The organism is Dankookia rubra (assembly GCF_004355005.1).
Taxonomy (GTDB): Bacteria; Pseudomonadota; Alphaproteobacteria; order Acetobacterales; family Acetobacteraceae; genus Paracraurococcus; species Paracraurococcus ruber_A.
This window is the reverse complement of sequence record NZ_SMSJ01000025.1, coordinates 33,559-56,429: the sequence shown is the minus strand read 5'-3', so window position 1 is coordinate 56,429 and position 22,871 is coordinate 33,559. Positions and strand designations below refer to the sequence as shown.

Below are 22,871 nucleotides of genomic sequence, written 5' to 3'. Positions count from 1 at the left end.
CACGACCGTTTTCGACCTCAGCAGTCCTTCACCTACGGATAAACGAGGTCCGGTTTCATGCGCGGAGCGGACATAGCTGCTTGAATCAGAGGAATGTCGGCTTTGCGCCCAAATTGGACAATGCCGGGGGGCTTCACGCAGCCGCAAAGCGGACCTCCGAAGTTAGGTCGCAGGCCGCTTCGCCAGAGCGAGGCCGATGCCGAGCGCGATCATCGCGCCTCCCGATGTCTCCCGTAGTCGGCGGATCAACGCGGGGCGTGCCGCTGCGCCTTCCCGGATGCCGCTTGCCGCAAAGGCGACCACGATGTCGGCGAGGGTGTTGAGCGCCACCGACATGAAGCCAAGCACCACGAACTGCAGTGCGACATCGCCTTCGGCCGGGTCCACGAACTGCGGAACGAAGGCAAGGAAGAAGGCGGCTGTCTTCGGGTTCAGCGCCTCGACCAGCACGCCTTCCCGGAACGCCCGCTGTGGTCCGACCGGCGGCGCCGCGGTCCCCTTGTTCAAAACCGTCAGTGCCTCCCGGCGGGCGGATTGGAATGTGCGAAAGCCGATCCAGACCAGATAGGTCGCACCGATCAGCTTCAGCGCGGTGAACAGTTCGGCGCTGGCAAGCACGATGGCGGAAACGCCCAGGCTGCCGGCGAAGACATGGACCATGCCGCCCAACCCTGTGCCGAAGCTGGAGGCAACGCCTTCCGTACGACCGCCCGCGAGCGTGCGCGCAGCAACGTAGAAGATCCCCGGGCCTGGAGTGACGGCAAGCACGAGAGCGGCGGCGAAATAAAGAGCGAGTTGGATCAGGTCTGGCATGGCTATGAGCCTTACGGGAATACGGAATTTTCACCATTCAGCGTCGGGCTTGGCTATCGGCCGCCGGCATCAAGCGTTTCCAGTGCGGCGGCCACGCGCCGGTAAGCGGCAGGCGGCAGCGGGAGGATTGGTCGTGGCGGCTTCGCACGGCAGAGGCCGAGGATGTCGGCGGCGGCATACATCACCCGCAGGCTGCTCAGCTCCTTGAAGAGGTCCCACAGTGGCTGGAAGCGCCCGTTCCAGCGCGCCACCTCGGCTTCGTCGCCCGCCTGGGCGGTGCGGAGGAGCCCAAGGGCCGGTACTGGAAGCAACCCTCCTACGACGCTGTACCAGGCGTCTCCACCTGCTAGGACGGCGTTCGGAGTGTTCCAGTCGCCGCTGTAGCCGATGGCAAAGGTGCTGGGGACCCTAGCGCGGAGCGCCTCGTGCCGAGCTCGCGCTTCAGTAGGCGGGGGCGCCGGGTTTTTCACGGCGGCGATGCTCGGTACCTCTGCGAGCCGCACCACCAGGTCATCGCTGAAGGTGAAGTGCGTCGTCCCAGGATTGTTGTAGATGCAAAGGGGCAGCTCCGTCGCCTGCGCGACAGCGACGAAGTGCTCGAAGACCTCGTCGTCGGTCAGCGGGGTGTAGGACACCGGGGCCAGGAGGAGGCCGTCTGCACCGGCGGCCTTCGCGTCGCGGGCGAGATCCTGCGCGTCATCCGTCCTGAGCGCGCCGACGCCCACGATGAGCGGAACTCGCCCGTCCAGGCAGCCCACAGCGGCCTCGATGGCGCGGCGCCGCTCGGAGCGGGTCAAGTAGGCGTAGGTGCCGGTGCTGCCGAGCAGGCCGATCGAGTCTACCTCCGCTGCGGCAAGGCGCTGCACCAGACGTACTAGGCCGTCGGTATTGACCTGGCCATGCGCATCAGTGGGGGTGATGGGGAAAGCGGAGAGGCCGCGGAACATCGGGAACGCGATAGACATTGCTTGGTACCTCTGCGTCTTGGAGAGGGAACTTGGATGAAGCGAGCAATTGGCCTCAGCGCCGGATCAGGACGACACCACCGATTAGCAGCGCCACGCCGATCAGGCGCGGCAGGTCGATCGGGCGCTGGGCAAGGCCGAGCCAGCCGAAGTGATCGAAGGCCACTGACGCCAGCATCTGGCCTGTGACAAGGAGGGCGAGGACGGTTGCGGCCCCGAGTTGCGGCACAAGCAGGATGGAAAGGCCGATGAAGATCGCGCCGAACAGACCGCCGCTCCAGGCCCACCAGGGAATAGGAGCGGCTACGCTCGCCGAGGGGATGGGGTCGCGCAGGGCAAGCGCGAGCAGCGCCATGCAGACGACCCCGACGAGGTAGCTCATGAAACCTGACCAGGCGGCCGAGTTGAGCGCGGTTCGCAGATTGCTGTTCAGGACCTGCTGGACAACGATGCTCACTCCCGCTCCGATGGCGAGGAGGACGGGCAAGGCCAGGCTTGGCATTGGCGCTTCTCCCCGCTCTCAGCGCGAGATCAGTGCCGCTGCGGCCCGGTCGGAGGCGCGGTCACTCGCGGCGAGCCCGGCGGCGACGCCCGCTTGGTCCGCGGCATTGCGGTTCTGGCTCATCTTGCGCTTGCCCTCGATGCGCGTGATCGGCAGGCGCAGGCCAACGATCCCCTTGAGTTGCGCCCGGATGAAGGTGTCCGGCGCGTCGGTCACGGCCCAGGGCTTGGCACGGGGCCGCTCGTGCAAGTCGGTCAGCCGCGTCACGACTTCCGACAGGCGGTCCGGGTCCTCAAAAAATTCGATCGGGCCGTAGGCGTGCACGGCGACGTAGTTCCAGGTCGGCACGACCTTCTGGTGCTCCTGCTTAGACGGGTACCAAGCGGGGCTGACGTAGGCGTCCGGCCCCATGAACAGGGCCATGGCGTCGCCCGCCGGCGGCAGCTTCCACTGGGGGTTCGCGCGGGCCAGGTGGCCGTAGAGCGTGCCGTAGGGGCCCTCCTCCGGCGCCAGGAAGAGCGGCAGCGGTGTGGCGATCAGGCCCTCGGCCGTGGCGGTGACGAGGTTCGCCAGCCGGGCCTCCCGCATCATGCCGCGCAGGGCGACGAGGTCGTCCTCTCGGAAGGCGGGCGGGACATACATCGGCGTGGCTCCTGGTTCGGCCTGGACCTTGCCCCAGAATTGGCCCACACGGGATGGCCAGTTTTCCGCGAAAGCACTGGGCCAGTTTGCTGCCATGCCACCGGAAGCCCCCGCACCTGATCGAATCACCCAGAGGATTTGCGAAGCGATCAAGGACCGGATCGCCGCCGGCCTGCTTGCCCCCGGCGCCCGGCTGCCCTCCACGCGGTCGCTGGCGGCCGAGTGGGGCGTCTCGCGGACGACGGTGACGGCTGCCTATGAGCAACTGATCGCCGAGGGATACCTGGAGGCCCGGCAGGGTGCCCGGACGCGGGTGGCCCAGGGACTTGGCCCTCCGCCAGTAACACCAGGACTGCCTGGACCAGCGGAGCAATCGGACCGGCTGTCGGCCTATGGCCAGCAGCTGGCGGACTTCACTCCGCCGCCCGTGGCCGCAGGAAGCCGGATGGTGGCAGACTTCCGCTACGGCGACCTGTCAGCGGCCGATTTCCCCATGCTCGCTTGGCGGAAGGCCGTCACCGGCGCCCTGCTGCGCCGGGAGCCGAGTCTGCGCTACGGCGACCCCAGCGGCTCGCCCGACCTCCGGGCGGCCTTGCAGGGCTATCTATGGCGGGCCCGCGGGCTGCGCTGCGATGCGGAGCAAATCGTGGTGGTCAATGGCTCGCAGCAGGGGCTCGACCTCTGCGCGCGGCTGCTGCTCAACCCCGGCGACCCGGTCGTCATGGAGAATCCCGGCTACAACCTTGCGCGCCAAGTCTTCGTCGCGGCCGGGGCCGAGGTGGTTCCCGTCTCCGTGGACCGCGAGGGCCTGCGAACGGAAGCACTACCCTTGGCCCGGCTGGCCTATGCCACGCCATCCCACCAGTTTCCGCTCGGCAGCGTCATGTCTGCCGGGCGTCGGCGGGAGTTGCTGGCCTGGGCGCGGCGCAGCGGCGCCCACATCGTCGAGGACGACTACGACAGCGAATACCGCTTCGACACCGCCCCGATCCCGCCGCTGCAGGCCCTCGATGCGGCCGGACGGGTCATCTATCTCGGCACCGTCTCCAAGACGCTCTCGCCGACCCTGCGCCTCGGCTACCTCGTCGTCCCGGCGGCACTGGCCCCGGCCTTCGCAAAGGCGAAGCGGCTGACAGACCGGCATTCTCCCGGCCTGGAACAGCAGGCCCTGGCGGACCTGATCGAGAGCGGCGCCTATGAGCGTCACGTCCGGCGGGTTCGCCGCCGCAACGGCGAACGGCGCGCCGCCCTGCTCGCCGCCCTGTCGGCGATCCTGGACGATGCCGTGACAGTGGTCGGCGCCGATGCCGGGCTGCATGTCGTCGTCTGGCTAGACCGGGTGCCGAGGGAGCGGGAGGACGCGCTCATCGCCCGGGCGCAGGCGGCAGGTCTCGGCGTGTACCCGGTCAGCCCGCTGTATGCCCCTACTCCTGCAGAAGCCCGGCCTCACACGGCAGGGCTGGTGATGGGCTATGCCAGCCTCGATGAGGGCACCATCGACCGAGGGGTGCGCATGCTGAAAGAGATCCTCAAGCATACTGAGGATGGCGGGGGTCGCGGGTGATGCTGGCGGCTGCTTTCAGCGCCACCGCGCTCAGGAGCCGCCATTCTGCTTTCGGCCAGACCACGCCGTCCGGTTTGAACCTAGACGGGCTTTGTCCTTGTCTGTTTGGGGAGACGGACAAGACCTTGAGGCGAGGGCCTTCTGCCGTCGCTTTCCGCTCAGACCCGACCTAAGCGTGGGTCCCGAACGTCCGGTTTTGAGCACTAGAACCTTCGTTACACGCGGCTCGTTCGTGGCTTGTTCCCGGAAATACGTGTTCGAGGCACTTGGGACCAGCGTCGGTTCGCGCGGCGCCTTGAGAGACTCGGTCATTATGATCTACCTCGATCCCATTCTGGCGGCTGAGCCAGCTAATCAGCCGAGGGTTCAAGTCGGGATGGGTGATGACGAACGCATAACGTTTGGTGCCAACGTCAAAGCGGCTCGCAAGGCGCTGTCTCTCACCCAAGCGGAGTTAGCCGAAAAGGTAGGGATCAAGCAGGGGTATTTGTCCCGGATCGAAGGTGGGAAAGCGGATATGACATTCGAGGTCATGACCCGTGTTGCGAAGGCACTCGGGTCGAACGTTCACAACCTCTTGAGCCGCTGAGTATACCCATTAGATATATTGCACGATATATCCGGTAGAAATATACCGGCTCGGTATAATGCGGGGCTGAACGCTCCGCTGCCGGAGCCGAGCGATGAGTTCCCGTTCCAATCTTACCGCCCATCAAACCTGCATCGTTGGTGTCTCCACCAGCCAAGCGCCAAGCGACCGCGTCCTCGCCGGCCTAATCGATCAGGGGCACGGCCGCGACGCGTGCGCCGCTTATCTCGGCCTGACCGACGAGCAGCTGATGAGCCGCATCGTCCATCTGGACCTGCCTACCCCTGCCGACCGCCCGATGCGCGTCGGTCATGGGCAGCATGCCTGGGACGTCGCCGCCATCCGTCGATTGATCGACCTCTGGATCCGCGACCTCACCACATCCCACATCGCCACGCACCTGGGTCGCTCCCCCTCCGGCGTCCGTAGCAAGGCGCGCTGGCTTGGCCTCTACAAGCGTGCTCGGAGCAGCCTGCTCGACCTGCTGCCGCTTTTCCCCGGCATCGACATCGGGCCGAAGCGCCATCAGCTCGTCTGGACGGACGATCTCGAGCGTTGGCTGGCCGACCGGTGGTTTTCCTTCCAGCACCACAAGGCCATCGCCCGCGATCTGAGCGACAAGCTGGGTTTCGTGGTGTCGCCCACGACCATCGCCAGCAAAGCCCACCGGCTCGAACTGCCCAAGCGGGATTCGGAATTCCTGCTGCAGGACTACAAAGCCGAGTACCGCGCCCGGCACGCTCGGCTGCTGCCCCGCATGGTGGAGCGGCGCTGCAAGGTCCGCGGCCGGCTGTTCTGGAGCACCGGCGCCACTTTCACCTCCGAGGAGGCAAAGGCCCAGTCGAGCTACCGCGCGATGTGCGCAGGCATCTCTGATTACGCCGTGGCTGCCGTCCACTGATTGCGAGGCGCCACTCGCGCCGTATCCAGAGAGAGTTTCGGCATGGAAAACCGACAGGCTGACGTTCGCCGGAAGATTGCGAACCCCGAGCTCATCGCCCGGCTGCGCAGCAAGGCCCTGACCGGCCTCGTGGTGCTTATCGCTGGCTCACTCATCCTGTTCTGGCGCACGGTCGCGACCTTTACCTCCGAGGAGCTAAGGGCGCAGTCGAGCCACCGCACGCTGTGCGACGGCTTTGCCGCTCGCATCGAGGAAGCCATCCGCTGATCAGCGACGCCATTCGCGCCGTATCCAGAGAGAGTTTCGGCATGGAAAACCGACAGGCTGCGGTTCGCCGGCAGATTGCGAACCCTGAATTCACCGCCCGGCTGCTCAACAAGGCCCTGACTGGCCTCGTGGTGCTCGGGGCAGGCGCTCTCCTTCTCGGTGGAGCCGTGCTCTACCGCGAGGTCCGGCCTCCGGCGCGCGAGTATTTCGCCACGAACGGCATGCAGCAGCCTGTGCCACTGCGCCCGCTCTCGGATCCTGTTGTCACGCGTGAGGGCGTGCTGGCCTGGGCGCGCGACTGTGCCGTGATGGCCTACGACATCGATTACGTGCACTGGCCAGAGCAAGCGCGACGGGCTCAGGGATGCTTTGGCGACACGGCGTGGCGTGGGTTCGGTGCCTCATTCCGGCGTAACCTCGACACCATCAAGGAAAAGTCTCTCGTAGCGCGGCCCGTGCCACTCGGCCCCCCGGAAATCGTCCGTGAGGCCGTGATCGGTGACCGCTACACCTGGCGCGTCCAGATGCCGATCCGCGTGGTGTTCGAGAACAACAACGGCGGTGTCCCTGATGATCTGCTGCTCGACATGACGATCTCCCGCACCGATGAGCCCGAGCATCCGCGGGGCATCGCGTTCGCCGTCTTTGTCGCCAAGCCGCTGACGCGCCTGCCAGGAGTTCGATAATGCGCTCCGCCGTCCTCACCGCAATTGCCGTGCTCGCCTTGCCCCTAGTCGGGCAGGCCCAGGCGCCCGATCCAGCGCAGAGCGATCCTGCCTACGCGGCGGCGCTGCGCAATGCGATTCCATTCACCCCTGATCAGGTCAACGACCTGATGAACAGATTTAACGCGGATCAGCGAGCCCGCGCCGGTATCGGAAGCCCGGCAACCCTGGTCAGTGCGCTGAACCGGCGGGTCAACATGGGTTTCGCGCCAGGCGGCGTAACCCCGATCGTCCAGGCCGCCGTGGGCTACCCGGCGACACTCTCATTTTTCGATCGCTCCGGCCGCCCTTGGCCCGTCGCGGGCGACAGTAACGGCAACCCTGCCACTGACACTGACCCAAACGGATTTACGGTTCGGCGGCCCATTGCCAACGGTAACACGGTTCAGGTGACCGTCCGCGGCACGTTCCCGCGCGGCGGCCTTGTGGTCTATCTGGAGGGCGCACCCGCCCCCCTCACATTCCAGATCGTCACGGGGACCGGTGCGTACGACGCCCGCGCCGCAGTCCATGTCTCGGCTTACCGGCCCGGTGCCGAGCCGACCGAGGTTGATGGCGCGATCCCCGTCGACAGTGGCGATGCCGGGATGGAGGCAATGCTGCAGGGGATCACCCCAGCCGGCGCCCGCTCCCTGGCGATCTCAGGAGCATCGCCCGACGAGGTCCGCGCCTGGCGCTCCGGCAGCGATCTCTTCGTGCGATCGCCCTATCCGATCCTCGCGCCGGAGCCGACCGGACAGATGTCGGCCGAAGGTGGGGTGAGGATCTACCGACTGCCGATCAACAGCGCGACCGGCGACATGGCGATTTCCATGGCGACCGGCGCCCGGAACAGCATCGTGCGTGTGAGGACGAACTGACCATGGCACTCCCTGCAATCCCCCAGGTGATGCCACGCGCAGGCACCGCCCGCCTCGCGGCGATCAGCGCCACGGCCCTGACCGCCATCGCCGTCGTCGGCTACCTCGTGCTGCGGCCGGGAACGACGACGTCGAGCTTCGATCCCTCCACGGCATCCAGCACGCCCGCAACCATCCGCGGCGGCCTAGCCGGTCCTAACCGCACAGACGAGCAGGAGCGACTTCGCCAGGCCGCAGCCACCCGCGACGCTAATGCGGCGGGCAACCGCGGACAGAGCTACACCCCGGATATGGGCGGATTTGTCACCCGTGAGCCGGGTGACGTAGGGCCTCAGGGTGCTCCTTCCACAGTACGGCTGGAGGAGATGGCCGCGCCGGCGGCACCCTCTCCCGCTGCACCGGCCGCCGCAGCTGCGCCGGCACGAGTGGCGACTGAGTCCGAGATCAAATCCAAGCTCGATGCCATGAATGCCCTGCTTGCATCCTGGCGAGGCAAGGATTCCGGCCAGAACATCTATGAGGATGGCGGCGCGGCACGCCCAGGCCAAGCCCGTCTGGCCGGCAACACGACGCCTACTGGAAGCCTGATGCAGACGGCTTCCCCGCCGCCGCGGGCTACAACGCAGCGCCCCAAGCGTTTGCTGATGGAGGCCGGCACGGGCGTGTATGGGGTGATCGTCACTGGCGGCAACACCGACCAGGGTTCGCCGACGATTATCGCCCAGGCGCTGTCCGGTCCGATCGCCGGCCGCCGCTTGCTGGGATCGTACACCCGCCAGGGCAGCGGCAATCAGCCGGGCGCCCTGCTTGGATTGCGATTCAACAGCATCGCCATCGACGGCAGGCCCGTGCCGGTTGACGCATTTGCCGTAGCCCCTGACACCATGGATTCTGCGGTCGCAAGTCGCGTCGATCCACACACCGTCGAGCGCCTGGTACTTCCGGCCGCTGCGGCCTTCGTGCAGGGGCTCGGCCAAGCGCTGCTTTCGTCCGGCTCCACTGTCGCCGCCGGGCCCTACGGAGGGTTCTCCGCGTTCCGGCAGTTCACGCCCGAGCAGATGATCGGTATCGGCGCGGGCGCTGCTGGCGCCTCGGCTGGCCAGATGCTGCGCGAGCAGGCGCCCCGCGAGCGGACTATTTTCATCGATGCCGGCGCCGAGCTCGGAATCATGTTCCGCACCTCGCTTGAGGTCGACGAATAGCTGGCGGCATTCGCGCCGCCGCGCCGGACATTCGGCTCACAACAAGCGAGGTCCCGTCATGGATATGATGCATGCCAGCAACCTGCGTCTGCCAGGGGAGGGCGTAGCCGAACAGCCGCCTCCGCCGGTATCGGGCGCACCCGCCAATGAGGCCCCGACCGACCCGAGCCTTTGGCGGGCACTGCCTGGCTTCGTTTCCCGGCGCACCGCCTTCCTTGCCACCACGGCCATCGTGGTGTGCGGCGTGGCGGGTATCCTCTACGTCGGCCTGTCCCAACCTGGGCCGGCAGATTTCGGCCTGCAGATGGAGGCTCCGGCCGTCGCGGCGACGCCGCCCTCCTCGCCTACGCTCGACCGCTACGGTGCTGTCCCGGCAGCGCCACAGCCGGTGGCGGTACTGGCCGAGACATCGGCTCCCGTCGTGCCCCAGGCGGCTCCCCCTCCTGTCCCGGTTGCGGCGGCACCCGTCGCGGCATCGCCGGCGCCACGAGCAGAGCCCGATCCCCTGGCCGAGCAGCGGCAGCTCCTGCAGCAAGCGACGGCGCCGATCGTGGCGCCCGTTGCCGCGCCGGCCCCAAATGAGGAAGTCGGCAAGCTCTCCGCGATGATGACCTCGGTCAGCGCGTTGCTGAGCGAGAGTCTCAAGGCGCAGATCGCTTTGCGCCGAGAAGTCGGGCAGTTGCAGGCTGATCTTCGCTCGGCGCAGGCCGACGTCAACTCGCGGATCGCATTCCTCGAGGCCAAGGTCAGCATGGCGGCGACGCAGTCCGTCGCTGCGGGTGCAGGTTCGCCGCCGGTAGCAGTTACCTCGGCGGCAGGACCGCAGCGGCCGGCCGCTGCGCCCGCTCCGCGTTCCGCAAATGCCGCGACGACGTACCGGATCACCGGGGCGGCCAACAACCTCGCCTACCTGGTCGCAATCAATCCCGCGCCGGGCCAGCCGCCGGCGGTCGAGGCTAAGCCCGGCAGCGACGTGCCTGGCTACGGCAAGGTGCTGTCCATCACTCAGAAGAGCACGGCTTGGGAGATCCTGACCGAGCGCGGCACCATTACGAACTGAAGGGGCGCGCACAGTGCAGTGGTTCATCACCTTCAGCAACCGGGTTGCCGGCCTCGTTTTCGCTTGGCTCGGCCCACTCTGCCTCATCGCTGGCATGGCGGCCATTGCCGGCGGTGCTTATGCGCTGTGGCAATCCGCCAACCCGCGCTCCAGCTGGTACGCCCGCAGGTGGGCGCCAGCCTGCATCATGATGTTCGGCTTTATGCTTGTCGGGTTCACCAACCTGCTGAACCTGACCGGCACGACGCTCGGGACCACCGGCACCTACAGCGTCGGCATGTCCTCGTATGAGCAGGTCGACATCGGCGCCTGGGCCAACATGACCCCGGCGCAGTCCTTCGTCGCTGTCCTTGAGAGCTTCAAGTTGTTCTGGGCTGCGATGGGCGCTGCGGTGTGTTTCCGCGGCGTCCTCGCCGCAATCGGCGTGGCCAAGGGCACGCGGCGCCACGGCTGGGGTGTTCCCGCCGTCCTGTTCATCTCCGGCAGCCTCGTGGCGCGGATCGACCAGGTGGCCGCTTCGCTCGTCCAGCTGCTTCCCACCGGCTCCTGACAAGCATCGGCGCCATTCGCGCCGGTCGGCCGGATATTCGCACTCAGAGGGCGACAGTTTCGCCGGTAGGAGAAAAGCACCATGCCAAGCCTGCGCAACACCCTTACCGCCCGGGCCGCTCTCGCCGCCTCGGTTGCCACAGCCGCGCTGTTAGCCGGCATCCCCGATGCCCTGGCCCAGGGCGCTGACCTGTTCGCCCGCGGCGAGCAGATCGGCACCGGTCTGGGGCGCGCTGGTAGCGCCATCATGGGTCCGCTGTTCCTGATCGTCGGCGCGATGGTTTTTCTGCTGTCGGCTTGGTACTTGTTCGGCGGCGCCAACCGCAACAACCAAGGGCGCGGCCTGTACGGCATGGCGGTGGTCGGCTTCGTCGCTGGTTCGATCATCGCCGGCATTGGCGGATTTGCCACGCTCGGGGCGCAGACCTTCACTGGAGGTGCGCCCACGGCCAGCGCGCAGCCGTTCACCTTCGGTCGTTGAGGCGACGATGACCCGCCTCCTGCCGCTGGGCTTCGCTGTGCACCCCTCTGCCTGGACCGCTGCCCTCGACGGGACCAGGCATGATGGACAAGGCACCGCGGATCCAGCGCAGGATGCAGGCGCTTGCCGCTTCTGCGGTGATCCGCGCCCCGTAGCACCGGAGCCTCTCCCCCTGGATGGCGACCACGGCAACCGCCAGGCCGCCAACCTCGCCACTGCCTGTCTGCACTGCCGGGCCATGCACAGGCTTGGCAGTGACCAGATTGACCGTGAGGCGGTGCTGATCTGGCTGCCCGACGTCAGTCAAGCTGCCCTTAACTGGCTCGTCCGCGCCGTCCATCGCGTGTTTGTCGCGCACGGCGAGGCTCCCTGCCTTGCCAGCCGGCCCGCCACTGACACGCCCTGGTTGCGCGCGGCCTACCGCACCTATCAAGCCCTCGATCACCTCTCCCGCGACGCGGAGAAGCGGATCGGCACAAGTTCTCCCCGCGAGCTCGGGGCCGCGTTGCTCAGTATGCCGGCGCCCCGGCGAGCAGTGCCGGCCGGGCTACGCCTGCTGCACCAGGGTCGGCACCACGTTGCCGGCCGCGACGTCTACCCGGCCCTCCTCGAGGCCGCCTCGGAGCTTCCCACATGAGATGGCTCACCCGCGCGCTCGCCGACATTCAGATCAGCCTGCTCAAACAGCCGATCACGGCGTTCTGCGACCTCAATACGGCCGGCGGCGACTGCCTGCTGACCCACACTGGCGATGCGGCGACGATCGTTCGCGTGCTCGGCGTGCGGCGGACTCTGACAGAGGCAGATGTCAACCGCATCGCGGATGGCCTGCGCCTGGAGTTGAGTGGCGCATTCGACCAGGCGGGCCATGCCATGCAGTTCTGGTTCGGCGTCGATCCCGGGCTCTCCGGTACCGAGATCCGCCACGCATTGCGTGCTCCGCGCGGTACGGCGGAGCGCCTGGGGTTGGATCTGAAGGATATTTTTGCCGAGCGTGAGCGTCGCCTTCCCACCATGATGCGGTGGGAGGCGGCGTTCGTCGTCCTCTGGACCAAGCGCAAGGCCGCCCTCACCCGCCTGGAGAACGGCCTTGCCGACGAGCAGATCAACGCCGCCAGGCGGGCTATGCCCGACATGGGCGATGCTCAGCAGCCATTCCTGGCGACTGACGTGGTAGTGGGGCGCCATCGGGCTTTCGTGGATCGGGTGCTCGGCGCGTTCCGCAATCAGCAGATCAGCCACGAGGAGATCTCCCCACGGGAGATGATCCGCGTCTCACGTGAGGCGATGTTGCCCGAGACGTCGGGTACTGAGTGGACCCCCAATCTGCCGGGTGATCCAGTGATGCCGCGCCTGACCGACGAGGGCCAGCCCGAGACGGCCGAGGGCGCGCTCTGGCCGAACCTTCCCGAGCAGATCTGCACGGAAGGCGCGACGAATCTCTCAGCGTCGACGGTCCGCCTCGGTACCCATGATTGGGCCAGCCTCGATATGTGGCTCGGCCCCGAGCGTCCGATGGCCTTCGCCCACCTCGTGCATGCCATGGCACTTGAGCATATCCCCTGGCGGGCCTCGTTCCTGATCGAGGGAGGGGCCGGCACCACCTACGCCATGAAGGCCGCCGCGGCCCAGCTCCTTGCCTTTCTGCCCGCCAACCGCGCGACCTGGAACGGCATCAAGGCCAATGCCGACCTACGCGATTCCAATCAGGACGTGCTGGTCCGCTTGCGCGCCAGCTTCGCCACCTGGGCGTCCGCTGGCGAGCCGGGCACGCTGCAGCGGCGCAAGGCAATCCTGGAGCACCGTGTGCAGACCTGGGGCAATCTGCGGGCCAAATTTGGCGCCGGCGATCCCCTGGCCGGGCTCATGAGCAGCACGCTTGGCATGGCCGCGGCCTCGACCGCCAAGCCGGCGCAGGCGCCGCTCGGCGACGTCCTCAGGATGATGCCTTGGGCGCGTCCGGGCTCGCCCTGGACGGAGGGACCGGTGCTGTTCCGCTCGCCCGATGGTCGTATCTGGCCCTACGACCCCAGCAGCCCGACCCGCATCAAAGTCACCGACATCTACACCGGCCCGAGCCGTCGGGGTAAATCCGTGCTGGCCAACACCAACCTTCTTGGCTTCATTCTGTCCAACGCCGCCCAGGGGCGCCGCGGGGCGCGGCTGCCACTTGTGGGCAAAATTGACATCGGGCGCTCAGCCGAGGGCCTTGTTGTGCTGCTCTGCGAAGCCCTCCCAGAGGAACGCCGGCACGAGGCGCTCTACGTCAAAGTACAGCCGATCCCCGAGCACGCGGCGAACATCCTCGATACTCAGGTTGGCTGCCGCCGCCCCCTCTCGCTGGAGAAGGCGTTTCAGCAGTCATTCCTCAGCCTGATCACCACTCCGCCTGGCGGCACGCCGCAGGAAGGCATGGGACAACTCATCAGCCTGGTGCTGGATGAGGCGTACCGAATGTTCGGCACCGATGGCGCCAACACCAGCCCCAAACCTTTCCACCCAGGGGTCGAGCCCTGCGTGGACCAAGCGCTGCGGCGCATCCGGGCAGCCTTGCCGGAGGAGCCCTTTTGGTGGGAGGTCGTCGACGCGCTCTGCGCCGCCGGTGAGCATGTCACCGCCGAGATGGCGAACCGTCACGCCGTACCGCGGATCAGTGACCTGATCAGCGCGGGCCGCAGCCAGCACGTCCAGCAGCTGTTCGAGCGCGTCATCCCGCACCGGGTGGAAACCCTGGTGGAGATGTTCGAGCGCTATATCAAAGCATTCGTCCAGCGCTTCCCGACCCTCGACGCCCCGACCCGGATCGACTTTGGCCAGGCGCGGGTGATCGTGCTCGATCTTGACGCCGTTGCCCCAACCGGATCGCCGGACGCTGACTGGCAGACCAGCGTCATGTACTTGCTGGCGCGGCACATGATCGGCCGCAATTTCTTCCTCCGGCCCGAATACGCGGAGCACGTCCCGGCCCTGGTTCGGGACTACCATCTCGAGCGCTTCACCGAAGCCTATGAGGCGGTCAAGAGATTGGAATACGACGAATACCAACGCACGGTCTCCCAACCAGACGTGCGCGCCCAGGTCGAGCGCGACGACCGGGAGGGGGCCAAGCACGGTGTCCAGATGGGGATCAGCTCCCAGCGTTCCGATGATTTCGGCGAGCACCTGCTGTCGCAGGCAACCGGCCGCTGGATCTGCGGTGTCGGTGACGCCGATGAGGCCGACCGCATCGCTGATCGTCTCCGCCTGGCGCCCGGCACCAGGGAGACGATCCGCAGCCGCCTCAACGGTCCTGACCAGAGACACGGGGGCGCGCCTTTCGTGCTGGTGATGAACGCCGCCGACACCGTCTGGGAGCAGATGCTGGTCAACAGCCTAGGCCCGATCGAGCTCTGGGCTCTCAGCACCACCCCGGAGGATGCCGCGTTGCGAGACAGCCTCTATGAGCGGCTGGGATTCGGCGAAGCCCTCCGCCGGCTTGCCCGGGTGTTCGCCGGCGGGACGGCGGTCCGCGAGATCAAGCGCCGCAAGGACCGGCGGGTACTCCGCGGCGAGGAGAGTGAGCGCGCCGAGCAGGGCGTCGTCATGGAGTTGTCCGACGAGATCGCCAACGGCGTCGGGCTCGGCATGATCCTCCGCGACGCGGAGAGCTTGGCAATCGCTGCTGAATAGCCGAACGCCATTCGCGCCGTCGCGCCTCATCTTGGTCTCACCACCAAGGAGGTACGACGGTGCGACCCATCTCCCTTGCTGCAGCCGGCCTACTGATCGCCCTGGCCGGCTGCGCCAACCATCCCGCCGACCGCTCCGATGTCGATGCCGAGGCTACGGCTAACCCCGAAGTCGCCTTGTTGCGATCCTTCGACCGCGTCGACCGCGCCATGACAGCAATGCGGGCGACCGCAAGGCCCGGTCAGGTAGCCCCGGCCGAACTCCAAAAGCCAATCGTCTGGCGCTGGTCCGGGCCGATGGACCAGGCCGTCAAGGCGCTCGCCGACCGGATTGGCTGGAGCTACGCCGCACCAGGCCCCGGCGCGCCGGCGATGCCGACCGTAACCGTCGATGCCAACGGGACCTCGATCCTCGACGTGTTCCGCTCCATCGGCACCCAGGCCGGCGACCGCGCAACCCTGCTTGTCGATCCCGACCGGCGCATCATCCAGGTGCAGCGCCATGTCTGACCGCCATATCCTCCGGGCGGCGCTTCTCTGCGCCACCATCCTCACTGGACTTGCCGCAGCGGCGCTGGCCCGAGCCGCTTCTGCGGGAGACGGGATCGCCGATGCGCCAGTGCCGCCAATGCCGTCCGCCGAACAGGTAGATCGTGGTGGCCGCATCAACGCGCGAGGCATCAACAGCCCCGTCACTGGCGCCAGTATCACTGGTCGGGTGACCGGCGGCGGCCGTCCGCCTTCGCTCGAGGCGCTGCAGGCCCTGCGTCCCGCGACGCTCCCTGAGAAAGGGGCGGAGGGGATGCGGATGCAGGCCGTCTGCCAGGAGGGTAAAGCCTACGGCGCCCGCGGCGGCCTTTCGGCTCGCAGCTTCGGCATCAACGAGATGCTCCGCCGGCACGAGCCTGCGCTCGACGCCCGGTACGATTTCAGCACGGTGGCCATCTCCACTGGCGGCCGCACCACCATGCTGCTGCCGCCCGTCGTGACAGAAGCGCAGATGGCATTCGCCCTCGGCGATGGCGGCCAGGTCGCACGCGAGACGGGACGGATCTACCGCATCACCCGCCAGGGCCGCCTGACGAGCACTGTCCCCGACTGGCGCAGCTACCTGGTCCGGCAGTGGGGTGCGCCCACGCCGCCGGCCGAGACCCTGCGCCCGCGAACGGACAAGGAAGCCGAGACCTGGTCGCGTTGCGTCGCCGATGGTTGGGCCGAGGGCGAGCGGCTGGCGGTCGAGACGCTCCTGTCCGATTTGGGGACGTTGGAGACAGACCTGATCGGCATGGCCCGATTCCATGTCCTGCTCCGCGCCGGCCTGGTCGAGCAGCCACAGATCGCCGTGCGACACCTCCGGGTCACCGGCAGCGGCGACCGGATGAACCTGCAGGACACGACGATCTCCATCACGCGCCAACGCGGCCTCAACCCCAATACCGGCCGCTGGCGTCCAACCGCGAACTTCGAACGGGAAAGTCCTATCGGGAGTGTCGGCCAATGAGCGCCAGTGTGTTCTCTTTAGTCATTTGGCTTCTGATTGGCACCTTGCTGTTCGGGCGGATCACGTTAGGACACTTACCGGACGACATCGATGGCCTACCGCGCTTCATCATCTGCATTTTGGCCGGCTTTCTTGCAGCCTCAATGTTGCTCCGATTTGTCGTGTGGCTCACTCAGTGACGATGTTGGCGGATCTGCCCCTCGCCGCCCCTCGCTGGACCGGCGAGGGGCACGCCCTCACTCGCGATGGCCTCAACGATCTGCTCGGATGGGCCACGGCCATCGAGGCGTCCGACATCCGGTTGCAGACGGGCAAGCGCATCATTCTGCAGGTCCATGGCCGTGTTCGGAAGCTGGGCGAGCGCCGTCTGGCCGAGAACGAGGTCGAAGAGGCGGCAAACGCACTGCGCGGCGCCGACGCCATGGCGCAGATCAAGTCGGCCCAGGATTTCGATACGGCCTACGAGATCAAACCCGACCGCAAAACCCGCCTCCGGTTCAGGGTGAACGGTAAGGGAGCCTACGCCCGCGGAGTGGATGGCGCCGCGTTGGTGATCCGGACAATGCCGCTGGCGACCTGGCCTCTGTCACAGCAGCACGTCGACCCGCGCCTCGCGGCGGGATTCTTTCCGCGCGACGGCATTGTCCTGGTTGCCGGCGCTACCGGCACAGGCAAGACCAGACTGCTCGGCGGCGTAACACGCGCAATCCTGGAGGACCCGGAAAGCCATCGGGTGATCACCGAACTGTCGGCGCCGATCGAGAACATCTACGACGACGTCAACAGCCCGGCGTCCGAGATCACTCAGGTCGAGGTCGGTCGCAATCTGCCGAATTTCGGGGCGGGCATCCGTAACCTCATGCGGTCGGCCTGCAACGTGGCCATCGTCGGCGAGTGCCGCGACGCAGAGACCATGGCGGCTGCTGTCGATGCGGCGCTGACCAACCATGCCGTCTACACGACCGTCCACGCCGGCAGTCTCGGCGAGACGATCCAGCGGGCGGTCAGTCTCTGCCCGGAGGGGCAGCGGACTGCCATGACGATCGCCCTGGCACAGTCCCTGCGCCTCATCGTCAACCAGCGCCTGGTCTGGTCGGTCGACGGCAAACGGACGCCAGTGCGGGAGTTCCTGGCGTTTGACCGCGCTACCCGCCGCAAGCTCGCCGCTACCAATCCCGACGAATGGCCGCGCCTGGTCGAGGCCATGGCCGAGGAACAGGGCACCACATTCGCAGACTCCATTCGCGCCGCCCGGTCCGAGGGTCGGATCAGCGCGGAGATTGCCGGGAAGGAGTTGGCCAGTGTGGCGTGACACAGCACGGGACGTAACATTCCTCGGGCTCGATGCCTGGGCCCTGGCGCCCTTCGTCGCCGTGCCGTTCACAGGCTGGGACTGGCGGATGATTTATCTCGCCGTCGCGGTGGCCGTCATCTTCGCTTTGGTCCGTGCCGCCGGCCTCTCCGTCGTCGGCGCCGGCCGCCGGGTGCGGTCCTGGATTGCTGGGGCCGAGCGGCTCGCCACACCGCCCTCGAAGCAGCGCTTCTTCGCATGACCGCCGCCGTATCGCTTGAGGCGGTTGCCTCCACTCTCGGCCGGGTGCTGCAGGGCTCCGGCCGCGATGTCCAATTGCGAGACCGGGCGAGCGGCCAGATTCGCTCTGTCTCGGTTGACCTGGCTACCGCACCAGACGGGTTGCTGCCCGTATTCCTCTCGGCTGGCGACGCCGTTTGGCGAGAGGCGACGGGGGCCGGCATCGGGCTCCGCATCGAGCCGGACGATCGCGCCCTGCTCGGCTACCGGGCGGCGAAGCTGAGCGGCGTGCCATTCTCCACTGTGATGCTGGCCACCATCGAAGCCGTCGAGCAAGCGGCGCGACCAGGTGTGCTGCTGGTCAACGACCTAACAGCGGTGTGGCGTGCAGCCACGCCCCTGCCCGTCCCGGGCCACGCTCCGGGACCGGTCCCGTGATCCGCCACGCCCTCGCGGCCTTGCTGCTGTCTGCTGGCGCGGCCGCGGCGCAGCCCTACTCCAATGCGCCAGGGCCGGTGCCGGTGGCGCCCCCTGGCTACGACCCTGCGGCCTACGTCGCCGGCTGCATCACCGCGGCCGGGGCCGTGCACCGCATCCCGGCATCGCTCCTGGTGCTGATCATGCGGGTGGAGAACGGTCGGCTCGGGCGCGTCACACCAAATGCCAGCGGCGCTCCCCCGGACGTCGGGCCGGCCCAGGTCAATGCCATGTGGCTGCGGCGACTTGCTCAGCGCTGGCAAACCACCCCGGCAGAGGCCTTCATCGCCCTCCGAGACAACCTCTGCGCCAACCTTGAAGCGGCTGCGTGGATCCTCCGCGACGCCATCGACAGCGCGCCTGACGATTTCTGGAAGGGTGTCGCGCACTACCACAGCCGCACCCCGCATTTCCGGGACCGCTATCTCCGGCTGCTCCGCGACCAGGCAATGGTCCTGCTCGAGCAGGCGCGACGCCGTCCTGAGACAGCCGCCATGGCGAGGGCCGACTGATGAACAACGAGAGCCGGGGCCCCGCCCCCGATGAGGCCTTGATCATCATCGGGGGCGTCCTGCTGTTCCTCGGAGCCGGAGCCTTTGCGGCTTGGTGGTTCTGCCGCAACGAGATCATCACTGCGGTCCTCGCCCTGCAGCACTGGATGATGGCGCCGGCGCATTTGGTCACCGACGCCTACCGAAACCTGGACCACCAGGTCCTCACCGCCGATCCAAGCAACCCGGATATTGGCCCCGGAGATCTCTGGCAGCTCGCCCATGATGTCGGCCGTTTCTGGCGTTGGCCCGCAAGCCTGCTGCTGCTGACCCTGGCAGGGCTCTGCGCCCGCCAGGCCCGCGGCCGGTACAAGCGGGATTTCGACCTGCGCGGCCTGATGCGCGAGCAAGCGGCGCACTTCCGCACTATCAAGCCTTTCCTGTCGCGCCAACTCGGCCCGGTCGCGCCGGCGGAGGGCGAGCCACGTCCGGTCGATCCCGCCCTGCACGCCGGGGAGTGGGCAAGCCGCTTCGCCCGCACCCCGGAGGGGCAGTTTTCAGAGGCGGGTGCCCGTAGCGCGCTCACCCGCCAGCTTGGCCCCCTTTGGGCCGGCTATCAGGCAGCCCAGCCGCACGTTCGGACCATGTTCGCCATCCTCGCGCTTTTTGCTGCCCGTCGGCGCGAGGAGGCGATGGACCTCCTCGGCGACCTGGCAGAGGCCGTGCCCCCTGGTCAGGATGAAGGGCCAGAGGGCCCAGCACACGCCTTGGCGGTGCCCGCATCGGTCGCGATCGCAGCGGATGCCTGGATGCTGGATCCGGAGATCGCTGACCCCGCCGAGCGGCTCGCCGCCGGCCACGCCTACACGCACACCGCGCTCATGAGCTTGCTCTGCCACGCGCGGGAGCGGAGCGGCGTGTTCAACCCCGGCCTTTTTGCCTTCGTCCAGCTGATTGACCGGCCGCTCTACATGGCCCTCGACAGCCTTGGTGCGCCGACACCAGGCCAGCCTTGGCACCGCAGCGCCGCCCAGGCGCCCTATGCCGAAGCCCTTGGTGCCCGCGAGCACTGGTCCGCTGAGCGCGAAATAGGCCAACCCGTCTACGTCCCCATGGTCGGCATGGCGGCCAACGCCATTCGCGCCGCTGTCGCGGATGCTGACCTGGCGGCGGACTGACACATCCGTCCCGCACTACCGGAACCAGCATCGAGGAGAATGACATGCCAACACGAACCCATACTCGTTCTGTGGGGCAGTTCCGTGCGGGTTGATCTTCCCCCTAACTTCAGCCTGCACGTCACGGCCGGCCTGGATGTCAGCCTCCGCGGGGATGGGGTGCATGTCAGGCCGCGCCACCGCACCAAGGGGATTGTCGCCGCCCTGCTATGCATCGCCTTGTCCGGGGGCGGCGGCTTTATCGCCGGCACTTGGGATAAGGTGGTCACGGCCGGTGCGGAGAACGGCGTCGATCCCGCGTCCATGCTAGAGCCAGTGACACGCCTGCCTGGCCTGCGCAGCGCCGCCGCCCAATCACCACCGCTGCCCCAGGCAACGCCGACCGTCGTCCCTGCACCGCCGGCAACCGGTCGTCCTGCCCAGGCCGATCCCTTCGGTCTGAGCGACTAACCATGGCGACCGTCCGCCGCGACATCTATGGGCCCGACGCCGCCGCCGAACGTTCGGCGGCGGATGTCTATCAGCCAGTCCGTTCGACCGGTGAGAGCTTCCGCCAGGCGCTGATGGGCAGCGGATCGGTTGTCCTGCTGGCGGCTGCGGCCGTTGCCGTGGCGGCCGAGCCCGCGATCGTCGCGGGGGTGATCCCCGCGGCCTGTGCCTACGCCTGGGCCGTGCTACGCCGGCCAGTGCGCTTGCCGCTGCGCATGCCGCTGTCCTCGGGGAGGCCGGACTACAACGACCCCCTGCCGGGCTCCCGCAAGCTCCGCAAGGCTGCCGGCATCATCTACCTGGGCATCGACCATACGACCGGCCGCGAGCTCTGGATCAGCGACGATGACGGCCGCCAGCATGTCTCGGTGCTTGGCGTCACCGGCGCCGGCAAGACGACAACCCTGCTCGGCCTCTGCGCCAACTCCCTGGCTATGGGCTCGGGGTTCGTGTTCGTGGATGGCAAGGGGGACACCGGGCTCTATGCCGATGTCTACCGCATGGCACGGGTGTTTGGCCGGGAGAAGGATGTCCGGGTCATCAACCTGCTGGTCGCCAGCGGAGCCCGTGACAGCCACACGTTCAACCCCTTCGCCTGGGCCAGCGCGGACGCGATCCGCGAAATGCTGATCTCACAGATCGAGCACAACCCCGAAGGTGGTGGCGACAACAAGGTTTTCATGCAGCGCGCTGCCGCGCTGCTGGGCGCTAATGCGCCCGTGCTGGTCTGGATGCGAGACAAGCACAACGTCAGCATTGACATCGACAGCATCCGCTTCGCCACCGAATTGCAGAGCGTTGCGGATCTTGCGTTTGAGCGCCGGTTCCGCCGGCGCGATCCCATCAGCGGCGAGATCCACCATATCGACGTGCCGGACATGCCGGAGGCCTTAGTTGCCCCGCTCCGCTCGTACCTGGGCGACACCGGCGGTTACGACATGGAGATGCATCTCAACAAGCGACCCCGGGATAAGGCCAGCGAGCAGCATGCCTATGTGACGATGCACTTCAGCGCCACCTTCACTCAGCTTGGGGTGTCACTGGGCCATATCTTCCGCTGCCAGATCAGCGGCGTCGACATGCGTGACGTGGCGATCAATCGCCGCATCCTGGTGGTCAGCCTGCCGGCCCTGGAAAATTCAGGCGAGACCACGGCCGCGCTCGGCAAGCTGATCGTTGCCTCCATCCGCAACATGATGGCGCAGACCCTGGGCGGACGTCTCGAGGGTCGGCACGGCGACATCATTGCGAACAAGCCGACCTCCGCTCCGACCCCCTACCCCGTCGTCTACGACGAGTTGGCGGCCTATGTGTCGGTCGGAACCAAGGAGCAGTTGCAGCAGGGTCGCAGCCTGGGCTTCATGTTCGTCCTCGGCTGGCACGATGTCGCCGGCCTCCGCGCCAAGATCGGCGATGTCACATATTCCCTCCTCAACAACGCCAACCTGCAGATCGTCCTGCGGCAGAACGAGGGAGGGCTCAACCGCCAGCACATCGAGCAGACGCTTGGCGAAGCGGAGGTGACCCAAACGGCCTCCTACCGGGCTGAGGGTGTCGGTTTTCTGCCGGCGCAGAGTGCTGAGGTGCGCAAGACCGCCCGTGTCGACTGGCGCGACGCCCGCGGCCTGATCCCTGGCGAAGGCATCATCACCCTGGCCAACAACCGGGTCTACGCCAAGCTATTCACCGCGGTCTTGCCCAAGGCAGGGAACAACGACCTCTACCGTCTCAACCGGCCAGTCCCAATGATGCCGCCCGATCCGAGCGCATCGCGGCGATTGACGGATCGGAATGCCAAGGTGCGGGACGCGCTCGAATGCGGCGGGCACCCCGCCGCCGACCCGGCGCCCTCCCCCGTCCTGAATGCCGCGCGCGAGGGTTTCGCTGCCTCTATCGCTGCGGGTTTCGACCCGGCCGTAGCAGCCGAGGCAGCGATCAATGCCGCGGGGGGCATTCCGGTCGAGGAGGCCGCGCCGGCCCCGGTGCCCGCCTCCGGCGCAGCGCCAGAGACGGAGTTCACCTCCACGCTCCACGTCGTCGCTACAGCGCCGGTCAGCGACGACGCAGAGCAGGCTCACCTTGCCAGTCTCGGCCGGAAGGTCAAAGCCTTTCTGGAAGCCATTGCCGCCATCGAGCACTCGATCGGCAGGACGCCAGAAGAAGTGGAGCAGGAGGCGCGGCGTGCCATCGCCCTGAGAGATGATGCGTTGGAATTGGCTGCACTGCCCAAGCCACCGGCAATGCACCCAGAGCGACTACGCGATGTCCTGGACGCTCTCATGGAGGATCTTGCAGATAACTGATCTCCATTCGGGTGGCTTGGTCAATAGCCTGGCCGACACCGGCGAGGCGCCCGTTCCAACCTTGGTAAGTGACCGGTCTCGACCCTCAGCGGTCCTTCACCTACGGTCAAGCG

Annotated in this window: 25 protein-coding genes; 21 read left to right on the top strand and 4 right to left on the bottom strand. The window is 67.3% G+C overall.

The features are described 5' to 3' along the window. Positions 1-162: 162 nt before the first annotated feature. From E2C06_RS18250 to E2C06_RS18235, 4 genes are read right to left on the bottom strand one after another with little or no spacing between them, the layout of a single operon-like run. Complete coding sequence (locus tag E2C06_RS18250) at positions 163-813, bottom strand: LysE family translocator (RefSeq protein WP_133290050.1); 651 nt, start codon at positions 811-813, stop codon at positions 163-165. Positions 814-866: 53 nt separating this feature from the next. Then, entirely contained in the window at positions 867-1,778 is a 912-nt protein-coding gene (locus E2C06_RS18245) for a dihydrodipicolinate synthase family protein (protein ID WP_133290049.1), read from the bottom strand. A gap of 55 nt (positions 1,779-1,833) precedes the next feature. Further along, positions 1,834-2,280: a DMT family transporter gene (locus tag E2C06_RS18240; protein ID WP_133290048.1), complete on the bottom strand. Its 447-nt coding sequence runs from the start codon at positions 2,278-2,280 to the stop codon at positions 1,834-1,836. Between the two features lie 18 nt (positions 2,281-2,298). After that, positions 2,299-2,922 carry an FMN-binding negative transcriptional regulator gene (locus E2C06_RS18235; RefSeq protein WP_133290047.1) on the bottom strand — a complete coding sequence of 208 codons (624 nt, stop codon included), beginning with the start codon at positions 2,920-2,922 and terminating at the stop codon, positions 2,299-2,301. 94 nt (positions 2,923-3,016) lie between these two features. On the opposite strand from E2C06_RS18235, the gene pdxR reads away from it, so the two are divergent. From pdxR to E2C06_RS18130, 21 genes are all read left to right on the top strand, one after another. Beyond that, positions 3,017-4,486, top strand: coding sequence for a MocR-like pyridoxine biosynthesis transcription factor PdxR (pdxR, locus tag E2C06_RS18230; RefSeq protein WP_133290046.1), 1,470 nt, complete (start codon positions 3,017-3,019; stop codon positions 4,484-4,486). A gap of 253 nt (positions 4,487-4,739) precedes the next feature. Further along, positions 4,740-5,075, top strand: a complete 336-nt coding sequence (locus E2C06_RS37675; RefSeq protein ID WP_165982472.1) for a helix-turn-helix domain-containing protein — start codon at positions 4,740-4,742, stop codon at positions 5,073-5,075. Between the two features lie 94 nt (positions 5,076-5,169). Beyond that, positions 5,170-5,976 (top strand): hypothetical protein, encoded by an 807-nt coding sequence (locus tag E2C06_RS18220; RefSeq protein WP_133290044.1) that lies wholly within the window; start codon positions 5,170-5,172, stop codon positions 5,974-5,976. A 42-nt stretch (positions 5,977-6,018) separates the two neighbouring features. Next, entirely contained in the window at positions 6,019-6,243 is a 225-nt protein-coding gene (locus E2C06_RS18215) for a hypothetical protein (RefSeq protein ID WP_133290043.1), read from the top strand. A gap of 41 nt (positions 6,244-6,284) precedes the next feature. Further along, positions 6,285-6,929: a DotI/IcmL/TraM family protein gene (locus E2C06_RS18210; protein ID WP_133290042.1), complete on the top strand. Its 645-nt coding sequence runs from the start codon at positions 6,285-6,287 to the stop codon at positions 6,927-6,929. After that, the gene (locus E2C06_RS18205) at positions 6,929-7,828 is read left to right on the top strand and encodes a DotH/IcmK family type IV secretion protein (RefSeq protein WP_133290041.1); all 900 of its coding nucleotides are present in this window, start codon (positions 6,929-6,931) and stop codon (positions 7,826-7,828) included. Before E2C06_RS18210 ends, E2C06_RS18205 begins: the two co-directional genes overlap by 1 nt. A gap of 2 nt (positions 7,829-7,830) precedes the next feature. Then, complete coding sequence (locus tag E2C06_RS18200) at positions 7,831-9,030, top strand: DotG/IcmE/VirB10 family protein (protein WP_133290040.1); 1,200 nt, start codon at positions 7,831-7,833, stop codon at positions 9,028-9,030. 58 nt (positions 9,031-9,088) lie between these two features. Continuing rightward, complete coding sequence (locus E2C06_RS18195; RefSeq protein WP_133290039.1) at positions 9,089-10,090, top strand: hypothetical protein; 1,002 nt, start codon at positions 9,089-9,091, stop codon at positions 10,088-10,090. A 94-nt stretch (positions 10,091-10,184) separates the two neighbouring features. Beyond that, positions 10,185-10,640: a hypothetical protein gene (locus E2C06_RS18190; protein WP_133290038.1), complete on the top strand. Its 456-nt coding sequence runs from the start codon at positions 10,185-10,187 to the stop codon at positions 10,638-10,640. Positions 10,641-10,721: 81 nt separating this feature from the next. Further along, positions 10,722-11,120, top strand: a complete 399-nt coding sequence (locus E2C06_RS18185) for a hypothetical protein (RefSeq protein WP_133290037.1) — start codon at positions 10,722-10,724, stop codon at positions 11,118-11,120. A gap of 7 nt (positions 11,121-11,127) precedes the next feature. Further along, positions 11,128-11,757, top strand: a complete 630-nt coding sequence (locus E2C06_RS18180) for a hypothetical protein (RefSeq protein ID WP_133290036.1) — start codon at positions 11,128-11,130, stop codon at positions 11,755-11,757. After that, positions 11,754-14,789, top strand: coding sequence for an ATP-binding protein (locus tag E2C06_RS18175; RefSeq protein WP_133290035.1), 3,036 nt, complete (start codon positions 11,754-11,756; stop codon positions 14,787-14,789). The genes E2C06_RS18180 and E2C06_RS18175 overlap by 4 nt, the downstream gene beginning before the upstream one ends. A 59-nt stretch (positions 14,790-14,848) precedes the next feature. Continuing rightward, positions 14,849-15,298 (top strand): DotD/TraH family lipoprotein, encoded by a 450-nt coding sequence (locus E2C06_RS18170; RefSeq protein WP_133290034.1) that lies wholly within the window; start codon positions 14,849-14,851, stop codon positions 15,296-15,298. Continuing rightward, on the top strand, positions 15,252-16,289 hold the full coding sequence (locus E2C06_RS18165; protein WP_241671347.1) for a type IV secretory system conjugative DNA transfer family protein: 1,038 nt from the start codon (positions 15,252-15,254) through the stop codon (positions 16,287-16,289). The genes E2C06_RS18170 and E2C06_RS18165 overlap by 47 nt, the downstream gene beginning before the upstream one ends. Further along, a complete protein-coding gene (locus E2C06_RS18160) occupies positions 16,286-16,468 on the top strand; it encodes a hypothetical protein (protein WP_133290033.1) in 183 nt (60 codons plus the stop codon). The genes E2C06_RS18165 and E2C06_RS18160 overlap by 4 nt, the downstream gene beginning before the upstream one ends. Before the next feature lie 2 nt (positions 16,469-16,470). Beyond that, positions 16,471-17,601: a type IV pilus twitching motility protein PilT gene (locus E2C06_RS18155; RefSeq protein ID WP_241671350.1), complete on the top strand. Its 1,131-nt coding sequence runs from the start codon at positions 16,471-16,473 to the stop codon at positions 17,599-17,601. Continuing rightward, positions 17,591-17,842: an IcmT/TraK family protein gene (gene icmT / locus E2C06_RS18150; protein WP_133290031.1), complete on the top strand. Its 252-nt coding sequence runs from the start codon at positions 17,591-17,593 to the stop codon at positions 17,840-17,842. The genes E2C06_RS18155 and icmT overlap by 11 nt, the downstream gene beginning before the upstream one ends. Further along, positions 17,839-18,258, top strand: coding sequence for a hypothetical protein (locus E2C06_RS18145; protein WP_133290030.1), 420 nt, complete (start codon positions 17,839-17,841; stop codon positions 18,256-18,258). The genes icmT and E2C06_RS18145 overlap by 4 nt, the downstream gene beginning before the upstream one ends. After that, positions 18,255-18,809: a lytic transglycosylase domain-containing protein gene (locus tag E2C06_RS18140; RefSeq protein ID WP_133290029.1), complete on the top strand. Its 555-nt coding sequence runs from the start codon at positions 18,255-18,257 to the stop codon at positions 18,807-18,809. The genes E2C06_RS18145 and E2C06_RS18140 overlap by 4 nt, the downstream gene beginning before the upstream one ends. Next, positions 18,809-19,966 (top strand): secretion/conjugation apparatus DotM-related subunit, encoded by a 1,158-nt coding sequence (locus tag E2C06_RS18135; RefSeq protein WP_133290028.1) that lies wholly within the window; start codon positions 18,809-18,811, stop codon positions 19,964-19,966. Before E2C06_RS18140 ends, E2C06_RS18135 begins: the two co-directional genes overlap by 1 nt. Positions 19,967-20,418: 452 nt before the next feature. After that, on the top strand, positions 20,419-22,758 hold the full coding sequence (locus E2C06_RS18130) for a type IV secretory system conjugative DNA transfer family protein (protein ID WP_133290027.1): 2,340 nt from the start codon (positions 20,419-20,421) through the stop codon (positions 22,756-22,758). The last annotated feature ends 113 nt before the right edge of the window (positions 22,759-22,871 follow it).